The 17156-nt window shown below is 68.2% G+C and carries 16 protein-coding genes; 13 read left to right on the top strand and 3 right to left on the bottom strand.

The features are described 5' to 3' along the window. Positions 1 to 443 precede the first annotated feature (443 nt). Together LDB05_RS13640 and LDB05_RS13645 are read left to right on the top strand one after the other, a co-directional pair. On the top strand, positions 444 to 674 hold the full coding sequence (locus LDB05_RS13640; RefSeq protein WP_226004542.1) for a hypothetical protein: 231 nt from the start codon (positions 444 to 446) through the stop codon (positions 672 to 674). Positions 675 to 1202: 528 nt separating this feature from the next. After that, on the top strand, positions 1203 to 1799 hold the full coding sequence (locus tag LDB05_RS13645; protein ID WP_226004543.1) for an HAD family hydrolase: 597 nt from the start codon (positions 1203 to 1205) through the stop codon (positions 1797 to 1799). A gap of 31 nt (positions 1800 to 1830) precedes the next feature. Here the strand turns inward: LDB05_RS13645 and LDB05_RS13650 are convergent, their stop codons facing one another. After that, the gene (locus tag LDB05_RS13650) at positions 1831 to 2217 is read right to left on the bottom strand and encodes a pyridoxamine 5'-phosphate oxidase family protein (protein WP_226007914.1); all 387 of its coding nucleotides are present in this window, start codon (positions 2215 to 2217) and stop codon (positions 1831 to 1833) included. Positions 2218 to 2504: 287 nt separating this feature from the next. Here LDB05_RS13650 and LDB05_RS13655 point away from each other — a divergent pair, with 287 nt between their 5' ends. From LDB05_RS13655 to LDB05_RS13675, 5 genes are all read left to right on the top strand, one after another. After that, positions 2505 to 4808, top strand: a complete 2304-nt coding sequence (locus LDB05_RS13655) for a PAS domain S-box protein (RefSeq protein ID WP_226004544.1) — start codon at positions 2505 to 2507, stop codon at positions 4806 to 4808. 45 nt (positions 4809 to 4853) lie between these two features. After that, entirely contained in the window at positions 4854 to 5477 is a 624-nt protein-coding gene (pdxT, locus tag LDB05_RS13660; protein WP_226004545.1) for a pyridoxal 5'-phosphate synthase glutaminase subunit PdxT, read from the top strand. Between the two features lie 96 nt (positions 5478 to 5573). Next, a complete protein-coding gene (locus tag LDB05_RS13665) occupies positions 5574 to 6563 on the top strand; it encodes an acetamidase/formamidase family protein (RefSeq protein ID WP_226004546.1) in 990 nt (329 codons plus the stop codon). Positions 6564 to 6711: 148 nt separating this feature from the next. Continuing rightward, on the top strand, positions 6712 to 7857 hold the full coding sequence (locus tag LDB05_RS13670) for a bacterio-opsin activator domain-containing protein (protein WP_226004547.1): 1146 nt from the start codon (positions 6712 to 6714) through the stop codon (positions 7855 to 7857). A gap of 43 nt (positions 7858 to 7900) precedes the next feature. Continuing rightward, entirely contained in the window at positions 7901 to 8230 is a 330-nt protein-coding gene (locus LDB05_RS13675) for a HalOD1 output domain-containing protein (RefSeq protein ID WP_226004548.1), read from the top strand. 138 nt (positions 8231 to 8368) lie between these two features. Here LDB05_RS13675 and LDB05_RS13680 read toward each other — a convergent pair whose 3' ends face one another. Next, complete coding sequence (locus LDB05_RS13680; protein WP_226004549.1) at positions 8369 to 8536, bottom strand: hypothetical protein; 168 nt, start codon at positions 8534 to 8536, stop codon at positions 8369 to 8371. Between the two features lie 382 nt (positions 8537 to 8918). Here LDB05_RS13680 and LDB05_RS13685 point away from each other — a divergent pair, with 382 nt between their 5' ends. Further along, entirely contained in the window at positions 8919 to 9386 is a 468-nt protein-coding gene (locus LDB05_RS13685) for a bifunctional nuclease family protein (RefSeq protein WP_226004550.1), read from the top strand. Further along, on the top strand, positions 9387 to 9671 hold the full coding sequence (hisE, locus tag LDB05_RS13690; protein ID WP_226004551.1) for a phosphoribosyl-ATP diphosphatase: 285 nt from the start codon (positions 9387 to 9389) through the stop codon (positions 9669 to 9671). A gap of 18 nt (positions 9672 to 9689) precedes the next feature. Here hisE and LDB05_RS13695 read toward each other — a convergent pair whose 3' ends face one another. Further along, complete coding sequence (locus tag LDB05_RS13695) at positions 9690 to 10775, bottom strand: molybdopterin-dependent oxidoreductase (RefSeq protein WP_425498605.1); 1086 nt, start codon at positions 10773 to 10775, stop codon at positions 9690 to 9692. Positions 10776 to 11007: 232 nt separating this feature from the next. Between LDB05_RS13695 and LDB05_RS13700 the strand changes: the two genes are divergently transcribed. The 4 genes from LDB05_RS13700 to LDB05_RS13715 are packed head-to-tail and all read left to right on the top strand — an operon-like array spanning position 11008 to position 17092. Beyond that, positions 11008 to 13233, top strand: coding sequence for a DUF4129 domain-containing protein (locus LDB05_RS13700; RefSeq protein WP_226004553.1), 2226 nt, complete (start codon positions 11008 to 11010; stop codon positions 13231 to 13233). Beyond that, positions 13230 to 14093, top strand: a complete 864-nt coding sequence (locus LDB05_RS13705) for a DUF7269 family protein (RefSeq protein WP_226004554.1) — start codon at positions 13230 to 13232, stop codon at positions 14091 to 14093. The genes LDB05_RS13700 and LDB05_RS13705 overlap by 4 nt, the downstream gene beginning before the upstream one ends. Further along, a complete protein-coding gene (locus tag LDB05_RS13710; protein WP_226004555.1) occupies positions 14090 to 15643 on the top strand; it encodes a DUF58 domain-containing protein in 1554 nt (517 codons plus the stop codon). The genes LDB05_RS13705 and LDB05_RS13710 overlap by 4 nt, the downstream gene beginning before the upstream one ends. Then, the gene (locus LDB05_RS13715) at positions 15644 to 17092 is read left to right on the top strand and encodes a DUF7519 family protein (RefSeq protein ID WP_226004556.1); all 1449 of its coding nucleotides are present in this window, start codon (positions 15644 to 15646) and stop codon (positions 17090 to 17092) included. The last annotated feature ends 64 nt before the right edge of the window (positions 17093 to 17156 follow it).

A 17156-nucleotide genomic window follows, 5' to 3' on the forward strand; every position in this document is an offset into this window, starting at 1 on the left:
GGAGCACCGCGACCGAGCGAATCGGTTGGGGAGGGCGTGGCGATTCCGTGGTTCCACGATAGCAGAACGCTCGCTTCATCCGTGTCCCAGTTACAGGGAGTTCGATACGTTCTGGACTGCTCGAGCCACTACGGAAGTGCTATCGACCCAAATAGAGTAGAGATCCACCGCATTTATCCATCGAATTTGCATTAGTTATAAGTTAGTTCACGAGAACGTTCAATCGGAGCGGGTCTCCAAACGTGTGAACGGAGGGGGCTGCATCGAAACGCCCCGGGTGCTGCAACACCCGAGACTCGCTTCCAATCCCGCGAGGGATTCGAAAGCATGACCGCATACATCCTACCGGGATATAAACGTCCCGCACGACAGTGGAATCAACCCCAGCAACCAGCGACAGCACCCGATCACGGGGACCGGCCGTATCGCCGCCGGAGGCCGCGATGAGCGACGACAGCGCGGACCCCACGAGCAGCGACTCATCCGCTCCCACCGCCGACACGCCGTACTCAATCGAGCGGGCGAAGGAGCGCTTCGACCCCGCGCTCCCCGACTGCCCCCTCTGTGGCACCCCCATCTGGGCCGTCTCGGTCATCGGCCCCCTCGAGGCCAGCGCCTCCCCCTGTGGCTGTACGGTCACGCCCGGCCTCCTCGAGACCGACCGCGGGTACTGACTCGAGGGGGAGTCGTGGCTCGAGGGCGGGCTCGAGTCCCGACGGACAGCCGACCGTCTGACAGTGGTCGGTCGGGAGTAGGGGGGCACCACCGTTCGACCGCCGCGATCGCTCGCGACGACCGCTGCTGTCGGATAGTCGGCCCGGAATCGGGACTGAACCGAATTGGGGGACGAGCGCGGTAGCGCCGTCCGATCCGGACGAATTGAAACGGGTACTCGAGACGACCGAGAGAGACGGTAAGCGTTCTGCCCATACTGGCACCACGGAATCGCCACGCCCTCCCCAGCCGATTCGCTCAGTCGCCTCGCTCCTTCGCTCATCCCTCGCACGGCATCGAGCCGCGGTTCACTCGTCGTTCACCGCGGCTCAGCGTGCGCCACCGCACGGTGGTAATCAGTCAACGGAGAGACGGCGTTCCGTGTCCATCCGGTCGGCCAACCGATAGCGAATGCTAGAAATCGTGCGACGAGGCTGCCTCTCGTTTCAATCATCCTACTTTTCATCTATTGGCAAAAACGTCCGTCCATGACTGCAATCGTCTTTGATCTGGACGGGACGCTGCTCCGCACCGACCGAGAGTATCGGAACCTGCTGGCGAACGCGATCGCGGACGTTCGCGGAGAGGCCCCCGAGGAGTGGCTCGAGGCCTACGACGAGGCTTTCTTCGACCTCTTTTCGGCGTTCAAACCCGACCCGGTACGGCGGGCGTTCGGTCGAATCGACGGCTGTTCAGATCCGGAAGCGTACGCGAGAGCACTCCACGAGACGGAAATCGAGTCGCTGTCCCCGCCCCAGAACGCTCACGACGACCTCGAGCGGCTGGCCGAATCGTTCGAGCTCGGAGTGCTCACGAACGGCGTTCGCGACTGGCAGCTGGCGAAGCTTCGAGCACACGACCTCGAGGACAATTTCGACGCGATCGTCGCTTCCTACGAAGTCGGTGCGCACAAGCCGGACGCGGCACCGTATCGGGCGCTCGAGGAGCGACTCCCGGCGGATCGACACGGAATGGTCGGAGATAGCGGGTCCGACGTCGACGGGGCGAACAACGCTGGCTGGTCTGTCTACCGGTACGATGGCGGCGGATTCGGAGACCTTCCGGAGAATCTCTTTCGGAGTTGACCCCTGACGGGATCTCGCTGTTCCGGGTGCGTCAGTACGTCTGATACGATGCCGAGCCGATATCGATCCGAACGAGCGTGTTGTCGGCGTACGCCTCGGCGTCCGCGTCGTACTTCTCGTTGATCCGGCGACGGGCAGCCGCAGTCTCGTCCGCGTCGTCGACCACCGTCGCCGTTCCCAGCAGCGTCACCATCCACTCGGTCCGCCCGGCCTCGTCTTTCTGTACCGAGAGGGCGACCTGCGGATTCTGCCGGATATTCGCCAGCTTCCGGCCGGTCGTCACGATCTCCACGGTTTCGTCGGCGTACCGGTACCAGACCGGCGCGACGTGGGGCCGTCCGTCCACGCTGGTCGCCAGATGCGCCATCAGCGGCTCGCTCTCGAGCAGTCGTGCCGCGCGGGATGGGACCGTCACGATACCGTTCCGGACGGCAGTCGCAAAAAACGATGGCCATGCACTGACAGCCGTCGCCGGTCGACGTGGACCCGGTCGAACGACGTCGGTCGGATCGGGTGTGGGACCCGTACGATCGCCGGCGTCGCGGTCCCGCTCGTCTCGTCGCGGGCGGTCACGAACGAGCACTCGGTGGGATCCGCCGGTCACCGACGTCCCTCGAGACGATCACCGCTGACGGATTTCGCTCTCGAGTAGCCACACTGCTTATTACGCGGTCTTCCGTTTGCGCTACGTATTCAGGAGGTTCTATGACTGGCCCGACCGCGACACCGGCTGAAGCCACTCCCAGCGGACGAGCCGTCACGGTGATCTTCGTCGGCGAGGACGGGGCGGCCGACGACGCGATTCCGAGCGCGCTCGAGCGGGCGAACGACCGCCTGACGGTCGAGAGCGTCACTGACGAGGCCGAAGTGCGCGAGCGCGTTCGGACGGGACGCGCGGACTGTCTCGTGAGCCGACCGTCGGCGGCGGACCCCGATCACTGTTCGCTTCTCGAACTGGTCCGGACGGAAGACTCACAGCTACCGCTCTTCTTCGTCACCGACGGCCGGGACGAAGCGACTGCGAGCGACTTGCTCGAGGCCGGCGCAACGGGTTGCGTCTCCGAATCGGTCGCGCTCGACGGGACCCGGCTCGCGACGCGAATCGAGCGGGCGGTCGAACGGCGAATGGAGCGACGAGACCTCGAGGCGTCGGCAATCCGGTTTCGTGCGTTCACCGAGAACGCCTCGTTCGTCGTCCTCACGGCTGACGACGACGGCGTGGTCCAGTACGCGAACGACGCCGTCGAGACGGTCCTCGGGTACGAGCCGGCCGAAGTCGTCGGGGAGCGCCTCACCACGTTGATCCCGGACCGGTACCAGAACCGACACCGCGAGGCGATCGCACGCTATCTGGAGACCGGCGAGCGAGGAATCGATTGGGACTGGGTCGAACTGTCCGCCCGCCACGCCGAGGGCCGCGAGGTCCCGATCGGCGTCTCGTTCGGCGAAGCCGTCGTCGACGGCGACCACCTCTTTACCGCGGTTATCAGGGACATTACGGATCGCAAGCGCCTCGAGCGCGAACGCGAGGCCACCCTCGAGCGGATCGCCGACGCCTTCGTCTCGGTCGACGCCGACTGGGAGTACACCTACGTCAACGAGCAGGCGGTCGAACTCCTCGACCGGCCTCGCGAGGAGCTCATCGGGGCGAAGATGCGGTCGGTGTTTCCCGCCGTCGTCGACAGTGAGATCGAGCGCCAACTCGAGCGAGCCTTCGCCGATCAGACCGCCGTCAGCTTCACCGAGTACGCCGGGCCCCTCGAGAAGTGGTTGGAGATTCGGGCGTACCCGTCCGAGGACGGTCTTTCGATCTTCTTTACCGATGTCTCCGACCGGATTCGGGCCGAGGAGAAACTCGAGGCGAGCGTCACGGCGCTGCAAGCGCTGTACGATATCTCGACGAAACCCGACGCGTCGCTCGAAGAGAAGCTCCCGGAGCTGCTCGAGCTCGGCTGCGAGTACCTGGATCTCCCCTACGGATTCATGACCCGGATCAACCTCGACGAGCGGACCCAGACCGTCGTCGAATCCCGGAGCGATCACCCGCTCCTCCAGCAGGGGGAATCCTGTCCGCTCTCCGAAGCCTACTGTCGGAAGACGATCAAGACCCACGAGCTCGTCACCGTGGCGAACGCTCCCGACGAGGGGTGGACCGGCGATCCCGCCTACGAACTGTTCGAACTCGGCAGCTACGTCGGCGCGAAGGTGACCGTCGACGGCACCATCTGGGGCACCCTCTGCTTCGCCTCGAGCGATCCCCGCGAGGGCGACGGCTTCTCCGAGGCCGAACGGACGCTGGTCAAGCTGATGGCCAAGTGGGTCAGCTACGAGACCGAACGCACGCAGTCCCGCGAGACCCTCGAGCGGCAGAACGATCGACTCCAGGAGTTCACGAGCGTCATCAGTCACGACTTGCGGAATCCGCTGAACGTCGCCCAGGGATCGCTGGAACTCGCTCGAGAGGGCGACCGGTCCCAGCTCGAGGCCTGCGAGGAGGCCCTCGACAGGATGGAGACGCTGATCGAGGACCTGCTCACGCTGGCCGAACAGGGGGCGACGACGGCCGACCGCGAGCCGGTCTCGATCCGCGAGCTCGCGACCGCTTCCTGGTCGATGGTCGACACCGACGACGCCGCCCTCGACGTCGAGGGAGAGCCCTGGATCGAGGCCGATCCCGACCGGCTCCGGCAGCTACTCGAGAACCTGTTCCGAAACGCCCTCGATCACGGGGTTCCCGACGGTCGTTCCAGCGCCGAGCTGACCGTTACGGTCGGTGAGTGTGCAGACGGGTTCTACGTCGCCGACTCCGGGCGGGGAATACCCGCGGAGGAGCGCGAGGACGTCTTCGACGTCGGCTATACCACGGCCGAAGACGGGACCGGGTTCGGACTCGGCATCGTCACGCGGGTCGCCGACGCCCACGGCTGGGACCTCGCGGTGACCGAAAGCGAGTCGGGCGGCGCTCGCTTCGAGCTGACCGGCGTCGATCGACCGCGCGACGCTCGCTGATCCCGTGGCGCGAAGCTTTTTACTGCACCGTCCATACCCGCGCCCATGTCACTGACTGCGGGCGTCGTCGCGGTTCAGGGCGACGTCGAGGAACACGCCGCCGCCATCGAACGCGCCGCGGCGGCCCGCGACCGCGAGGTCACGGTCCGCGAGATCCGCGATTCGGGAATCGTCCCCGACTGCGACCTGCTGGCGATGCCCGGCGGCGAGTCGACGACCATCTCCCGACTGCTCCACAGCGAGGGCATTGCCCCCGAGATCCGAGATCACGTGGCCGCCGACAAGCCCCTGCTCGCCACCTGTGCCGGCCTGATCGTCGCCTCGAGCGACGCCGGCGACGATCGAGTCGAGGAACTCGGACTTGTCGACGTGAGCGTCGAGCGAAACGCCTTCGGCCGCCAGAAGGACAGCTTCGAAGCGCCGCTCGACGTCGCGGGCCTCGAGGAGCCGTATCCGGCGGTGTTCATTCGCGCACCCGCCATCGACGACGTCGCCAGCGGCGACGCCGAGGTGTTGGCCTCCTGGGACGGTCGCCCGGTCGCCGTGAAACAGGGGCCGGTCGTCGGCACCGCCTTCCACCCGGAACTGACCCCCGATAGCCGCATCCACGGGCTGGCCTTCTTCGAGAACGACGACGCCGACGTCCCCGCGGGCGAGCGGGCACAGTAATCTGTCCCGCGCGGTGAGAAGGGGCCGATTACCGCTCGAGGCCGGAGCGAACCCGGCGACTGTTTTATTTCGCTCCGTGATGTCGACTTCGGGCGTATGTCGAACGACCACGACGCAGACCACGAGGTAGCCGCCAGCGACGAAACGACCCACAGCGCGTGGGACAACGGCCTCGAACCGGTGCGGACCGTCGAGCCCGGAGACATCGTCCGCTTCACGTGCGAGGACTCGACGGGCGGACAGCTCGGTCCCGATTCGACGCTTGCCGACGTCGCCAGCCTCGACATCGATCAGGTCCACACGCTGACCGGCCCCGTCGCGATCGAGGGCGTTCGACCGGGCGACGTCCTCGAGGTCGAACTGCTCGCGGTCGACCACCAGGGGTGGGGGTATACGCTGGTCCTCCCGGGCGAAGCCGAACTCGGTCTCCTGGCCGACGAATTTCCGGAGCCGGAGCTGTACGTCTGGGAGTTCGAGGGCGGCGACGACGGCGACGTCGGTCGGTTCGCGAACGGCATCGAGGTGCCGCTCGATCCGTTCCCCGGCATCATGGGCGTCGCGCCCGCCGAGGACGGCACGCACGAGACGTTCCCGCCGCGGTCGGTCGGCGGGAATATGGACATCAAACAGCTCACGGCGGGCTCGACGGTGTATCTGCCCGTCGCGGTCGACGGGGCGCTGTTCAGCGTCGGCGACGGTCACGCCGCCCAGGGCGACGGCGAAGTCTGTGGAACCGGCATCGAGGCACCGATGACCGTCACCTGTCGATTCGACCGCCGAACGGACCTGTCGATCGACCAGCCCCAGTTCGAGACCACGGGGCCGTTCACCCCGACCGGACGGGACGAGCCGATGTACGGCACGACGGGGATCGCGGACGACCTGATGGCCGCGACCAGAGCGGCCGTCCGGAACATGATCGACCATCTCGTCGACGAGCGCGGACTCGAGCGGAGCGAGGCCTACGTCCTGTGTTCGGTGGCCGTCGACCTGAAGATCAATGAGGTCGTCAACGCCCCGAACTGGGTCGTCTCCGCGTACCTTCCGGAAGGCCTCTTTCCGGCAGACCAGCGTCGATCGACGTGATAGGACGGGACCGACCCGTTGGGTCCGACCGGTGGTAGGCATTTATTCGTCGGCACCGTACCGGAGACATGTACTGGAATCGAGCTACGGAGTCATCGGCCGATCGACTCGAGGAGAATCTCGCTGACCGCGAGCGGACGCGAACGCGATGACCGACCCAGCGAGCGGCGTTCGCGACGACGGATCGTCCGAACGGGAGCGGAACGACGACGAGTCGCCGGAGGCGCTTCCCGAGGGCCTCGCGCAACGACTCTTCGACGCGTGTCCGGTCGGGACCGTCGTGATCGATTCGGCCGGCAGCGTCGCCTTCGCGAACGAACGCGCCTCGGAGGCGCTCGGACTCCCGCGCGAGGAGATCGTCGGCCGACCGTTCGATCCCTCCGAGTGGACCGTCTCCTACGACGACGGAACGCCGGTCTCCGTGGACGACCACCCCGTCACGCGCGTCTTCGAGACGGGAACACCCCAGTTCGGCTTCGAACACTGGATCGAACGCCCGGACGGAACCCAGCGGTGGTTCTCGAGCAACGCCGCACCTCTGTTCGACAAAAACGGCGGCGTCGAGTACGTCGTCGTCGCGTTCGAGGACGTGACGTCGTTGAAGCGACGCGAGAAGCGCCTGACCAGCGACCACGTCAGACTGCTCGAGTTCCGCACGGACGAGTCGGCGGTCCCGCCCTCGATCCGGGTCGAGGACGGCGAAACGCGGGTCGAAATCGACTCCGTCGTCTCGCTGCCGGACGGAACCACCGTCCAGTACATGGGAACGTCGGATCTCGCCGCGAGCGACTTCGTCACCGCCGTCGAAGAGGTCCCCCACTACCTCGACGTGCGATTGCTCAGTTCGGTCGGCGGTCACAATCGAGTCGAAGCGCACTCGGAATCGGAGACGGTCGCCCACATGTTCTCCTCGCTCGGCGGTCGCCCCCGCGAGATCGTCGTCGCGCCCGACGAGGTCAGGTTCCGCGGCGAGCTCCCCGGCGATGTGGACCACCGGAAGGCCGCGGACGGGATTCGGCGGTTCCACGACACGGTCGAACTGGTGTCCGAGGAACTCGTCTACTCGCCCTCGCTCCTGTACGATATCGTCGCCGATGCGCTCACCGACCGGCAGTTGACCACGCTCGATGCCGCGTACTTCAGCGGGTACTTCGACACGCCGCGGTCGAGCACCGGTGACGAGTTGGCCGACCGGTTCGGCGTCACCCGCCAGACCTTCAATCAGCACCTCCGCAAGGCGGAGCAGACCGTCTTCCAGCATCTCTTCGAGAAGTCCGGCGCGGACGCTGACTAGTCAGCGCCACCGCTTAGAACGTCGGCTGGGATACTGGCTCTCAATGAGCAATGACACGGCCCACTCCGATTCCTCTTCCGCTCGATCGCTCGGTACTGACAGTTCGGCATACGATTCCATCGGGGACCCGTTTCACGGTCGATTCGACGACGGGTCCGAGGTAATCCTCGCGATCGTCGAAACCGTGGCCGCCGCGACGGATCGCGACCTCACCGCGATGTCCCCCCTCTACGATACCGTCGATCCGGAGTCGCTCACCGACCTCGTGACCTCCGCTCGAGACCGACCCATCGAGGTTTCCTTTTCGTACGAGGGCTGTCGGGTGACCGTCTCGAGCGACGGGCACGTCGTCGTCGACCCGGCGGAGAACTGAGCGTCCGCAAGTCGCAGATTCGAAGCCCGTGTCGGAACCGAGAGACGAACTCGGACGGATCGAATACGCGTGCGAAAAATCGACTCCCCGGAGAGCTCCCACTCTCCCGTTTCCGTGACTCGAGCCGACCGACCCCGGTTATTCGGAGTCGGACGACTCGAGCGCGCCAGGTGCGACCTGGCAGCCACACGGCGCGACGACGGCCGTAATCGGCCCGCTGGTGGCCGTCATCGTCACCGGATTCCCGCAGCCGGGACAGGCGGGAAGTGAGTCCGGTGCGGACGAATCGGCGTCGTCAGCAGGCATGTGGTCTCCGACGGGTCGGACTCGAGAGTGCGAGTTTCAGCGCTCTTGCTCCGCGTAAGAGGCGATACGACGGTCGTTCGGGACGTTTATATCCCAGTAAGATGTACGAAATCATGGCTTCGAGACCGCGCTGGTTTGGAAGCCACGTCTCGGGTGCTCTAACACCCGGGGCATTTCGACGCATGCCCCCTGCGGCGGATTGGAGCGTCGCTTCCATTCTAATCGTTGACGTGATAGTACTTATGACTAATGCTAAATAGTATGGAATAGTCCCGATCGGCTTGGAAACTGCCAGCAGATCGCTGCGGCCGTCTCGACGGGCGCCTCCCTGCATGCATTCGCGACCGGACATGTTTTCTCCCTGCTTCCCGACGGTCTGAGTATGCAGGCATCCATCGACGCGGTTCGCGTCGCGGGGACGCCCCAGGGACCGGTCCCGGTAGTCGTCCTCGCCATCGAGGGCGAGGACGACGTCGTGCCGATCTTCATCGGCTTCAGCGAGGCGACCAGCATCGCCCGCGGCCTCGAGGCCGAAGATATCGGACGACCGCTGACCCACGATCTCCTCCTGGACGTCATGGAGGAACTCGGGAGTCGAATCGACCGCGTCGTCGTCAACGAAATCAAGGAACGGGGCGACGGACAGGGTGGGACCTACATCGCCGACATCCACCTCGAGACGCCCCGCGGCGAGACGGTCGTCGACGCCCGCCCGAGCGACTCGCTCGCGCTGGCGGCCCGGACGAACGCGCCGATCGAAGTGGCCGAGGAGGTCTTCGCGGACAGCCGAGACGACAGGGAAAAGTTCGACGAACTCGAAGACATCCGCAACGTGTCGGGTGACATCTAGATGGACGACGTGCTCGAGGACCTGTTCGCCGTCATCGAAGACCGGAAGGAAACGCTGCCCGAGGACTCCTACACCGCCTCGCTGTTCACCCACGAGAAAGGCGAGAACGAAGTGCTGGAGAAGCTCGGCGAGGAGACGACCGAACTCGTGCTCGCCGCGAAAGACGACGACCGCGAGGAGATCGCTCACGAGAGCGCCGACATCGTCTACCACCTGCTCGTCCTGCTCGCGATGAAGGACATGGAGCTCTCGGACCTCGAGGCGGAACTCGAGTCGCGGCGCTGAGCCGAAGCGAGGAGACTCTCACTCGAAGCCGCTGATCAACGTCACCAGCCACTGGGCCGGGTCCGGCCGGTCGCGCACCTCGACGCGGTCGACCCACTTCACCCACTGGAATCCCCTGCGGCCGGGTGCGACGAGGCGGAGCGGCGCGCCGTGGCCGTGGCTCAACCGCTCGCCGCCGACGCGGGTCGCCAGCAGCGCGTCGCGGGCTTCGTCGATCGGCAGCGTCCACCGGTAGCCGGTCACGGAGACGAACCGGACGTGCGTGGCGTCCGCGTCGGCGTCGACTCGGTCGAGCAAGTCGCCGACCCGAATCCCGCCCCACCGCTGGACCGTATACCAGCCGCTCGTACAGTCCAGCAGCGCCTCGCGTTCGGCATCGGGCTCGATCGCACTGAACTCGAGTTCGATCGGCGACGCGACCATGCCGTCGACGGACAGGGCCCAGGAGTCGCGATCGATCGGATCGGGATCGTCGGCCACCCACGAGGTGACCGGGAACGCGGCGTTCCCCGCCCCCTCTCGGGGTTGCGAACCGGTGAACCGGCGGTCGCGACCGCCGGTCTCGAGGACCGCGTTCGCGAGGTCCTGGAGACGGACAAGGACGGCACCGCCGACGACCAATCCGGTAAAGCGGATGGCGGTCCGTCGTCCCTCGAGGTCGACCCGCCTCGGGGGCCGGAACCGAGTCGACAGGTGTGCGATCAGCAGCGGAACGAGTGCGAGACCGAAGCCGACGTGGACCGAGAGGAGCGTCCAGTACGCGATCCGGACGTCGAGTCCGGCAACCCAGAGGAATCCCGTCAACAGTGCCCCGACGGCGGCGGCAGCGGTGAGCGCGGACAGGACGGTCGACGGCACCCAGCGGTCGCGATCGAGCACCCGGTGCCGAACGCGGTACAGCTTGAACGCGAGCAGCGCGACGATGGCCACCCCCGCGATGCGGTGGAACTCGAAGACCGGCCACCCCGGCGGTCGGCCGACCGTAAAGGAGAGCAGCCCGCTCGCGACCTCGAGGAAGACGAGGACGAACAGCGACCAGTCGACGAGCCGCGGTGCCGGCTGGACGCGGGCGAGCACCGTGCGGAGTCGCTCCTCGCTCATCAGCCGACGTACGGTCGCGCCGACAAAGAACCCTCCCGTGGACGCTGTCGGAGTCCGCGCACTCCGCGATCGCGGTCGGCGAACTCGACTGGCGATTCCGAGCGTTCGCCATCGAGTCGCCTTGACAATCAACCAAACGCGAACGTGTACTTTCATTGTTGGGTAGGTCCCATACTCACTCATTGAGCTAGCGACAGGTCGGCGACCGCGCCGACCGCGAACGGAGTGACGCCACGTGTCCGACGATTCCACCACCGACGACGCCGCGGGCGGGGCCGACTACCGGCAGGTCTCGTTCGTCGTGCTCGCGGGCCTCGCGCTCGTGCTGGCGGCCGTGTTCGCACCCGGCATGGCCGGCGGGAGCGACGGCGGCTCGGGTCCGGGATTCGAGTTCGACCTGGATGGCGACCCGTCGGAGGTCGAGACCGAACCCACCGAACCCACCGACGACGGCGTCGACGAGCCGGGTGAGGGGTTCGACTGGCGGAAACTGCTCGAGTGGTTCGACTTCCGGCCCGACGACGGCGGCGATCGCCCGACCGAGGTCGAAGAACCCCAGTGCGTGATCACCCTGGATCGAAAGCCGGTCCCCGGCCGCGACGTGACGGCGACGGTCCGGTACGAGGGCGAGCCGCTCGTCGACACGCCGGTGTGGTTTGGCGACCAGCGGGTCGGAAAGACGGACCGTACCGGCCGGGTGACCGGCGAAGTGCCGTACGTCGAGGAATTGGTCGTCCGGGTCGGCGCTGCGACCGATGCGACGTGTCGCGGCGGAACGCCCACGGCACGGTCCTCGAGCGCGGGCGCCCCGGGAGCAGTGGCGGCCCCGACGGACCCGTCGGGAACGGTCGCCGCTCGAACAGCGGCCGCGACGGCGGTGGCGATGCCGGCTCCGCTCGCGGCGAGTACGCAGGACGGCGGTTCGGAGAACGGGACGGCCACCTACGCGGTCGACGGGGACGTCGAACTGCGGGTCGACGGGGACCCCTATCCCGGTGAAACGGTCACCGTCACCGCAGCGATCGAGGGCGAGCCGATGACCGAGGCGACGGTCTCCGTCGACGGGACGGCGGTCGGCGAGACGGACGGGAACGGGAGGGCCACGGTGACGGTTCCGGACGACGGCACCGACGCGTTCGAACTCGAGGTCGCCCGCGGCGACTTCGCGGGAACGACGACCGTCGACGTGCTGTTGCTCGAGGCGGGGTTCTCCCCCGACGGGCTCGCGCCGGTTCCCGGCAGCCCCGGTGCAGTCGAAGCGACGATCGACGGCGAGCCGGTCGAGGGGGCGGCGGTGACCGTCGACGGAGAGTCCTACGGAACGACGGACGCCGACGGCCGACTGGCTACCGGACTGCCGCTCGATCCGACGACGACGGTGACGGTCAGCACGGAGCGGCAGACCGCGAGCGTCTCGCTCGTCGGTGCGTACGGCGGGGCCGTTCTCCTCTTTGCGCTCGTCGTCGCCGGGCTAGCGGCGCTCACCTACCGCAGGCACGGTCTTCTCGGACTCGTAGCCGTCGTCGGAATCGCATCGGTACTCGTCACGGTGCTCGTCGTCGAGGCGTTCTACGGACGAACGGGCGGCCTCGCCGCGCTCGGCGTCGTGGCGCTGCTGGGACTCGCTGTTGGTCTGACTCGGTCGGACACGGAACTGCGCAGACCCGCGATCGACGACCTCCCGTCGATCCGCGACCGGCTTGACCGGCTCGAGTCGCGGCTCGTCGCCCTCGCGTTGCGAGTCGTGGACCGAGTCGAGGCGCTGCTCGCGTGGGGGTACTCGCTGGCCGCCGCCGTCCGCGAGTGGCTCCGGTCGCTGCCGCGGTCGGGACGAGGGCTCTGGGAGCGGTTCGCGGACTGGGTGAAGACGCTCCCGAGCCGTCTCCGATCCGGACTCGAGGCGCTGGGCGGGCTCCCGATTCGAGCGATTGCGGCCGGAGTGGGGGCCGTCCCGCTGATCGCGGGCGGCTACGTCGTCGACGGCGTCCGGGGGGCGATCCTCGTCACGGTGGCGCTCGCCGTCGCCGGTGTCGTGCTGTTCCGATCCGACGAGGAAGCGACCGAGCCGACGGCGTCCGACGACGATCTGACTACGGACGAATCCGCGGAGTTCGACGCCGAAGCGAACGGTTCGACGGACGAACGACGTTCGTTCCGCGAGCTCTGGCGAGCCTTCGCGCGGCGAGTCGCGCCGCGACGCTGGCGGACGCGCACCCCCGGCGAGATCGAGCGGCGCGCGCTCTCGAAGGGCTATCCGCGCGAACCGGTTCGGGAGCTGACGACGCTCTTCCGCGAGGTCGAGTACGGCGGACGCCCGCGCTCGAGCGCGCGTCGGGAACGCGCGGCCGACGCGTACGAGGCCGTCGAGCGGGCTCGAAACCGGGGCGACGCCGAGCCAGAGGACGAAGATGAACCGGAGTCTCCGTCCGCCACGGAATCCACCACGGAGGGTCGATCGTGAGAGCGCGCTACCAACTGCTGGTCGCCCTGTTCGGACTGGCGCTCGTCGCGATCGGGGCGGTCGTGGGAGTCGCCGGCTCCCCGGGGGCGGGCGGCGCTGACGCGGCCGGTGTCCTGGTCGCACTCGTCGCACTCGCCCTCGGACTCTGGAAGGTCCGGGGCTCGCTCGATACGACCGCGGACGCGCCGGCAGTTCCCTGGGCGGCCGACGAGCCGTTCGCGAACCCGGCACCCGAGCGGACCAATCGCGACCCCGCGCTCTCGAGCGACGGGTTCGCCGGCGTGATCCAGACGGCCGGCGAGGAGGCCCGCAGTTCGGGGACGATCGAGGACGGCCTCGCGGTCGTTCGACCGCCGCTCCGGGAGGCGCTCCTGGACGCCCTCGAGCAGAGTGGCCGGTCCCGGTCGGCGGCCGAGGCGGCGCTCGCGGACGGGAGCTGGACCGACGATCGGGTCGCCGCGAGCGTCCTCGCGGCGGAGATCGAACCGCCGATCCGTCCGTTCCGCGAGCGCCTTCGCGCGTGGCTGTACCCCGAACGAGTCGTCCGCCAGCGAGCGCGCCGGGCGACGAGTGCCGTCGCGGACGTCGCCAACGACGCACTGCCGACGGTGCCCGGCCAGACAGCCCCGCGAAACGTGCCCGTTCTCCGACCGCGTCTCGAGGACCTCCGTCGCGGATCGGACGGCCGACTCCAGCGGGCCGTCGAACCCCGGGCGACCGCCCGCGGACCGCAACCGGTTCGGCCTCGAATGGGGGGAGACGCCGAGCGAGCGGACGGGGATCGAGGCGACGACGACAGCGAGAGTGAGGCCCAAAATGATGCCACCCGAGACGGCGACGGGGCGGTGACCGACCGATGATCGACCGACAGATGCGCTGGCGCGGGGCCGTCGCGGCGACGATCGCGCTCGCGGTCGCCGGGGTGATCGACGGGAACCAGATCCTCCTGCTCGGCGCCGTCATTCCGCTGACGTTCGTCGCCTACGGCTCGCTGTCCCGCGTTCGGTCCCCCGACGAACTCGCCGCGACCAGGACCGTGACGCCGACGCCCGCACCGCCCGGCCGACCCGTCACGATCTCCCTCGAGATCGTCAACGACTCCGATCGAACGATCACCGATCTCCGGGTCGCCGACGGCGTCCCCGCCGAGATCGCCGTCCTCGAGGGATCGCCGCGGGCCGGCGCGACGCTCGAGCCGGGTGAGGAACTCACCGTCGAATACGTCGTCGTCGCCCGCCACGGCGAGTACGACTTCGAGCCGCCCCAGTGCAGAGTCCGCGGGCTGGGGGCGAGCGCGATGGCGACGGTGGGACTGTCGGTGTCGGGCGATCGGGCGGTCGTCTGTCGACTCGACGCCGACGCGCCGCCGATCGAGGAGGACGGCTCGGGCCGCGTCGGGCAACTCACGACCGACGACCCCGGCGAGGGCCTCACCTTTCACTCGACTCGCGAGTACCGCCCCGACGACCCCGCGGAACGGATCGACTGGCGTCACTACGCGAAACGCGGGACCCTCGCGACGGTCAACTACGAACGACAGGTCTCGGCGACGGTCGTGCTGGTCCTCGATGCGCGAGCGCCGAGCCGGGTCGTCGCCGGCCCCGGACAGCCCACCGCCATCGAATACGGCGCCTACGCCGCGACCAGGGCGCTGACCGACCTTCTCAAACGCGGCCACGACGTCGGGGTCGCCGTCATCGGGATGGACGGCCCCGGGCCGGCCGGCTGCTACTGGCTCGAGCCCGCGAGCGGGGCCGAACAGCGAACGCGCGCGCTCGATCTGCTCCGGACAGTGACCGAGGACGATGGATCGACGGCCGACCGCAGTTCGGACGCGTACCGGTCCGCACTCCGCCGACGGAATCGAACGACCCACCAAGTGCGCAAGGTGCTCGAGTTCGTCCCAGCGAACGCACAGCTCGCGCTGTTCTCGCCGGTTCTCGACGACCAGCCCGTGGATGCGGTCGAGACGTGGCGCGGCGCGGGCCTGCCGGTCGTCCTCCTCTCACCCGATGTGATCCCCGAAAACACCGTCAGCGGCCAATACGAACAGACGCGCCGCCGAACCCGACTGGCCCGCTGTCAGGCCGCCGGCGCGCGCACCGTCGACTGGCGACGCGGAACGCCGCTCCCGCTGATCATCGAACGCGCATTCGCCGCCGACGTGCGCCTCTCGAGTTCGCGACTGAGCGGGGCCGGCGGTGGGAATCACTCGAGCAGCGGAATCGATGGCGGCGACTCGAGCAGCGAGACGGACGGCAGCGATTCGACCGAAAGCGAACCCGCCGAAAGTACGAGCGGGCCGACACGCGTGGACGGAACGACGGAAATCGGGACGGACCGCGGATCGGGCGACGACCCCGGGTCGGCTTCGGCAACCGATCCGCAGCGACGGGGAGGTGACGAGTAGATGTCCCTCGCGGGCCCCCGCCTCGATCGACCGTCCGCGATCGGCGACGAGGGGCGACCGCGGGCGGCGAGCCTCTGGATCGCCAGCCTCGTCGTCGTCGCCATCGTCGGCGTCGTCGGCCTCGAAATCGGCGAGTCGTCGCTGTTGCCGACGCTGGGCCTCGTCGTCGGGCTGAGCGTCGCCGGCGTGGGCCTGCTCGAGCGCGACGGGTTCGTCAGCCAGGTCGTCGCTCACGGATTCCTCATGACGTTCGGGACGGCGTTCGCGCTGGTCGTGCTCGCAGCGCCGTTCGTGGCTCGAGCCGGGATCGCGGCGAGCGGGTGCGCGCTCGCACTCGCCGGAATCGGTGCGGCCTGGGCCGACGTCGGCGGAGACGAGCTGAAACCCGCCGCGGCCGGGACGATGATCGGCTACGTTACGATGCTGTGCTCGGCGATACTCGTGACGGTCCTGATCGGCATCGTCCTCTTCGGCTGGTCGGTTCTGACGACAATAACGGGGGTTTCGACGCCGGTCGCGTCCGTCATGGGCTTCTTCCTGATCGTGGCGAGCACCGGCGGCGTCGTCCGACTGGCGCTCCGGTGGCTCCCGGTTCGACAGTTGACGCCGCGGGACCGGCGGCCGGGAATCGAGCGGCGACTCGCCACCCTCCGACGGCGGCTGCTGTATGCCGTCGTCGGATCGATCGGCGGGCTCGTCGGCACCGCCATCCTCGTGATCGCGACTCCCGCCGGCCTGATAGCGAACGTCCCGGTGCTCGCGAGCGCGCTCGGCGCGCTCTCGTCGCCGGTCGTCGTCTGGCCGATCGTGGCCGTCGGCGGGATCGCGCTCGTCGCCGGCATCGGTGCGGTCCTGCTCCGCCGGATGAGCCACGAGGTCACCGCCCGGACGACGCGCCGGAGCGCCGCGATCGTCGTCGGCGTCGTGCTCTCGGTACCGTTCCTGCTCGGACTGATCCTCTTCGTCGCGGGCATCGGGGCCGCCAGCGGGACCTTTCTGGTCGGAGCGGCACTGCTCGTCACCCTCCTGCTGGGCCCGCTCGCGGTCGCGTTCGTGCTCGGGAGCGCCGTCGTCGGTGTCGCCCTCGGGTTGCTACCGAGACGGGCGATGGGGCCGGCGATCGCCGCGCTGGGGCTCGTCGTCGCCGCGATCGGAGTGGGACGGGGCAACCCCCTCGTCGTCTTCGTCTGCATCGCCGGCGCGATCGTCGTCTGGGACAGCGCGACGTACGGACTGGGGCTGACGGCGGAGCTCGGCCACCTGCCCGAAACCCGTCGGCTCGAGCTGTTTCACGGCGCTGTCACAGTCGGTCTCGCCGTCGCCGCTGTCGTCGTCGTCACCGTCCTCGAACTGCTTCGCGCCGGCCTCGTCCCGAGCGGCGGCGCGGCCGGCGGCGTCGTCATCGTCGTGGTGGGCGCACTGCTCCTGTTGATTCCGTTGCGCGGCTAGGGGCGGCATCGGCTCCGAACCGGTCCGGCGGGCGGACTCGAGGGGAGGCTTCTTGGGCATATAG

It is taken from the genome of Natrinema salinisoli, from assembly GCF_020405205.1.
In the GTDB taxonomy this organism is placed as follows: domain Archaea; phylum Halobacteriota; class Halobacteria; order Halobacteriales; family Natrialbaceae; genus Natrinema; species Natrinema salinisoli.

Excerpts from the sequence above, each read along its gene's own strand:
- LDB05_RS13640 (WP_226004542.1), top strand. The coding sequence starts at position 444 with ATGAGCGACGACAGCGCGGACCCCACGAGCAGCGACTCATCCGCTCCC.
- LDB05_RS13645 (WP_226004543.1), top strand. The coding sequence starts at position 1,203 with ATGACTGCAATCGTCTTTGATCTGGACGGGACGCTGCTCCGCACCGAC.
- LDB05_RS13655 (WP_226004544.1), top strand. The coding sequence starts at position 2,505 with ATGACTGGCCCGACCGCGACACCGGCTGAAGCCACTCCCAGCGGACGA.
- pdxT (WP_226004545.1), top strand. The coding sequence starts at position 4,854 with ATGTCACTGACTGCGGGCGTCGTCGCGGTTCAGGGCGACGTCGAGGAA.
- LDB05_RS13665 (WP_226004546.1), top strand. The coding sequence starts at position 5,574 with ATGTCGAACGACCACGACGCAGACCACGAGGTAGCCGCCAGCGACGAA.
- LDB05_RS13670 (WP_226004547.1), top strand. The coding sequence starts at position 6,712 with ATGACCGACCCAGCGAGCGGCGTTCGCGACGACGGATCGTCCGAACGG.
- LDB05_RS13675 (WP_226004548.1), top strand. The coding sequence starts at position 7,901 with ATGAGCAATGACACGGCCCACTCCGATTCCTCTTCCGCTCGATCGCTC.
- LDB05_RS13680 (WP_226004549.1), bottom strand. The coding sequence starts at position 8,536 with ATGCCTGCTGACGACGCCGATTCGTCCGCACCGGACTCACTTCCCGCC.
- LDB05_RS13685 (WP_226004550.1), top strand. The coding sequence starts at position 8,919 with ATGCAGGCATCCATCGACGCGGTTCGCGTCGCGGGGACGCCCCAGGGA.
- hisE (WP_226004551.1), top strand. The coding sequence starts at position 9,387 with ATGGACGACGTGCTCGAGGACCTGTTCGCCGTCATCGAAGACCGGAAG.
- LDB05_RS13710 (WP_226004555.1), top strand. The coding sequence starts at position 14,090 with ATGATCGACCGACAGATGCGCTGGCGCGGGGCCGTCGCGGCGACGATC.
- LDB05_RS13715 (WP_226004556.1), top strand. The coding sequence starts at position 15,644 with ATGTCCCTCGCGGGCCCCCGCCTCGATCGACCGTCCGCGATCGGCGAC.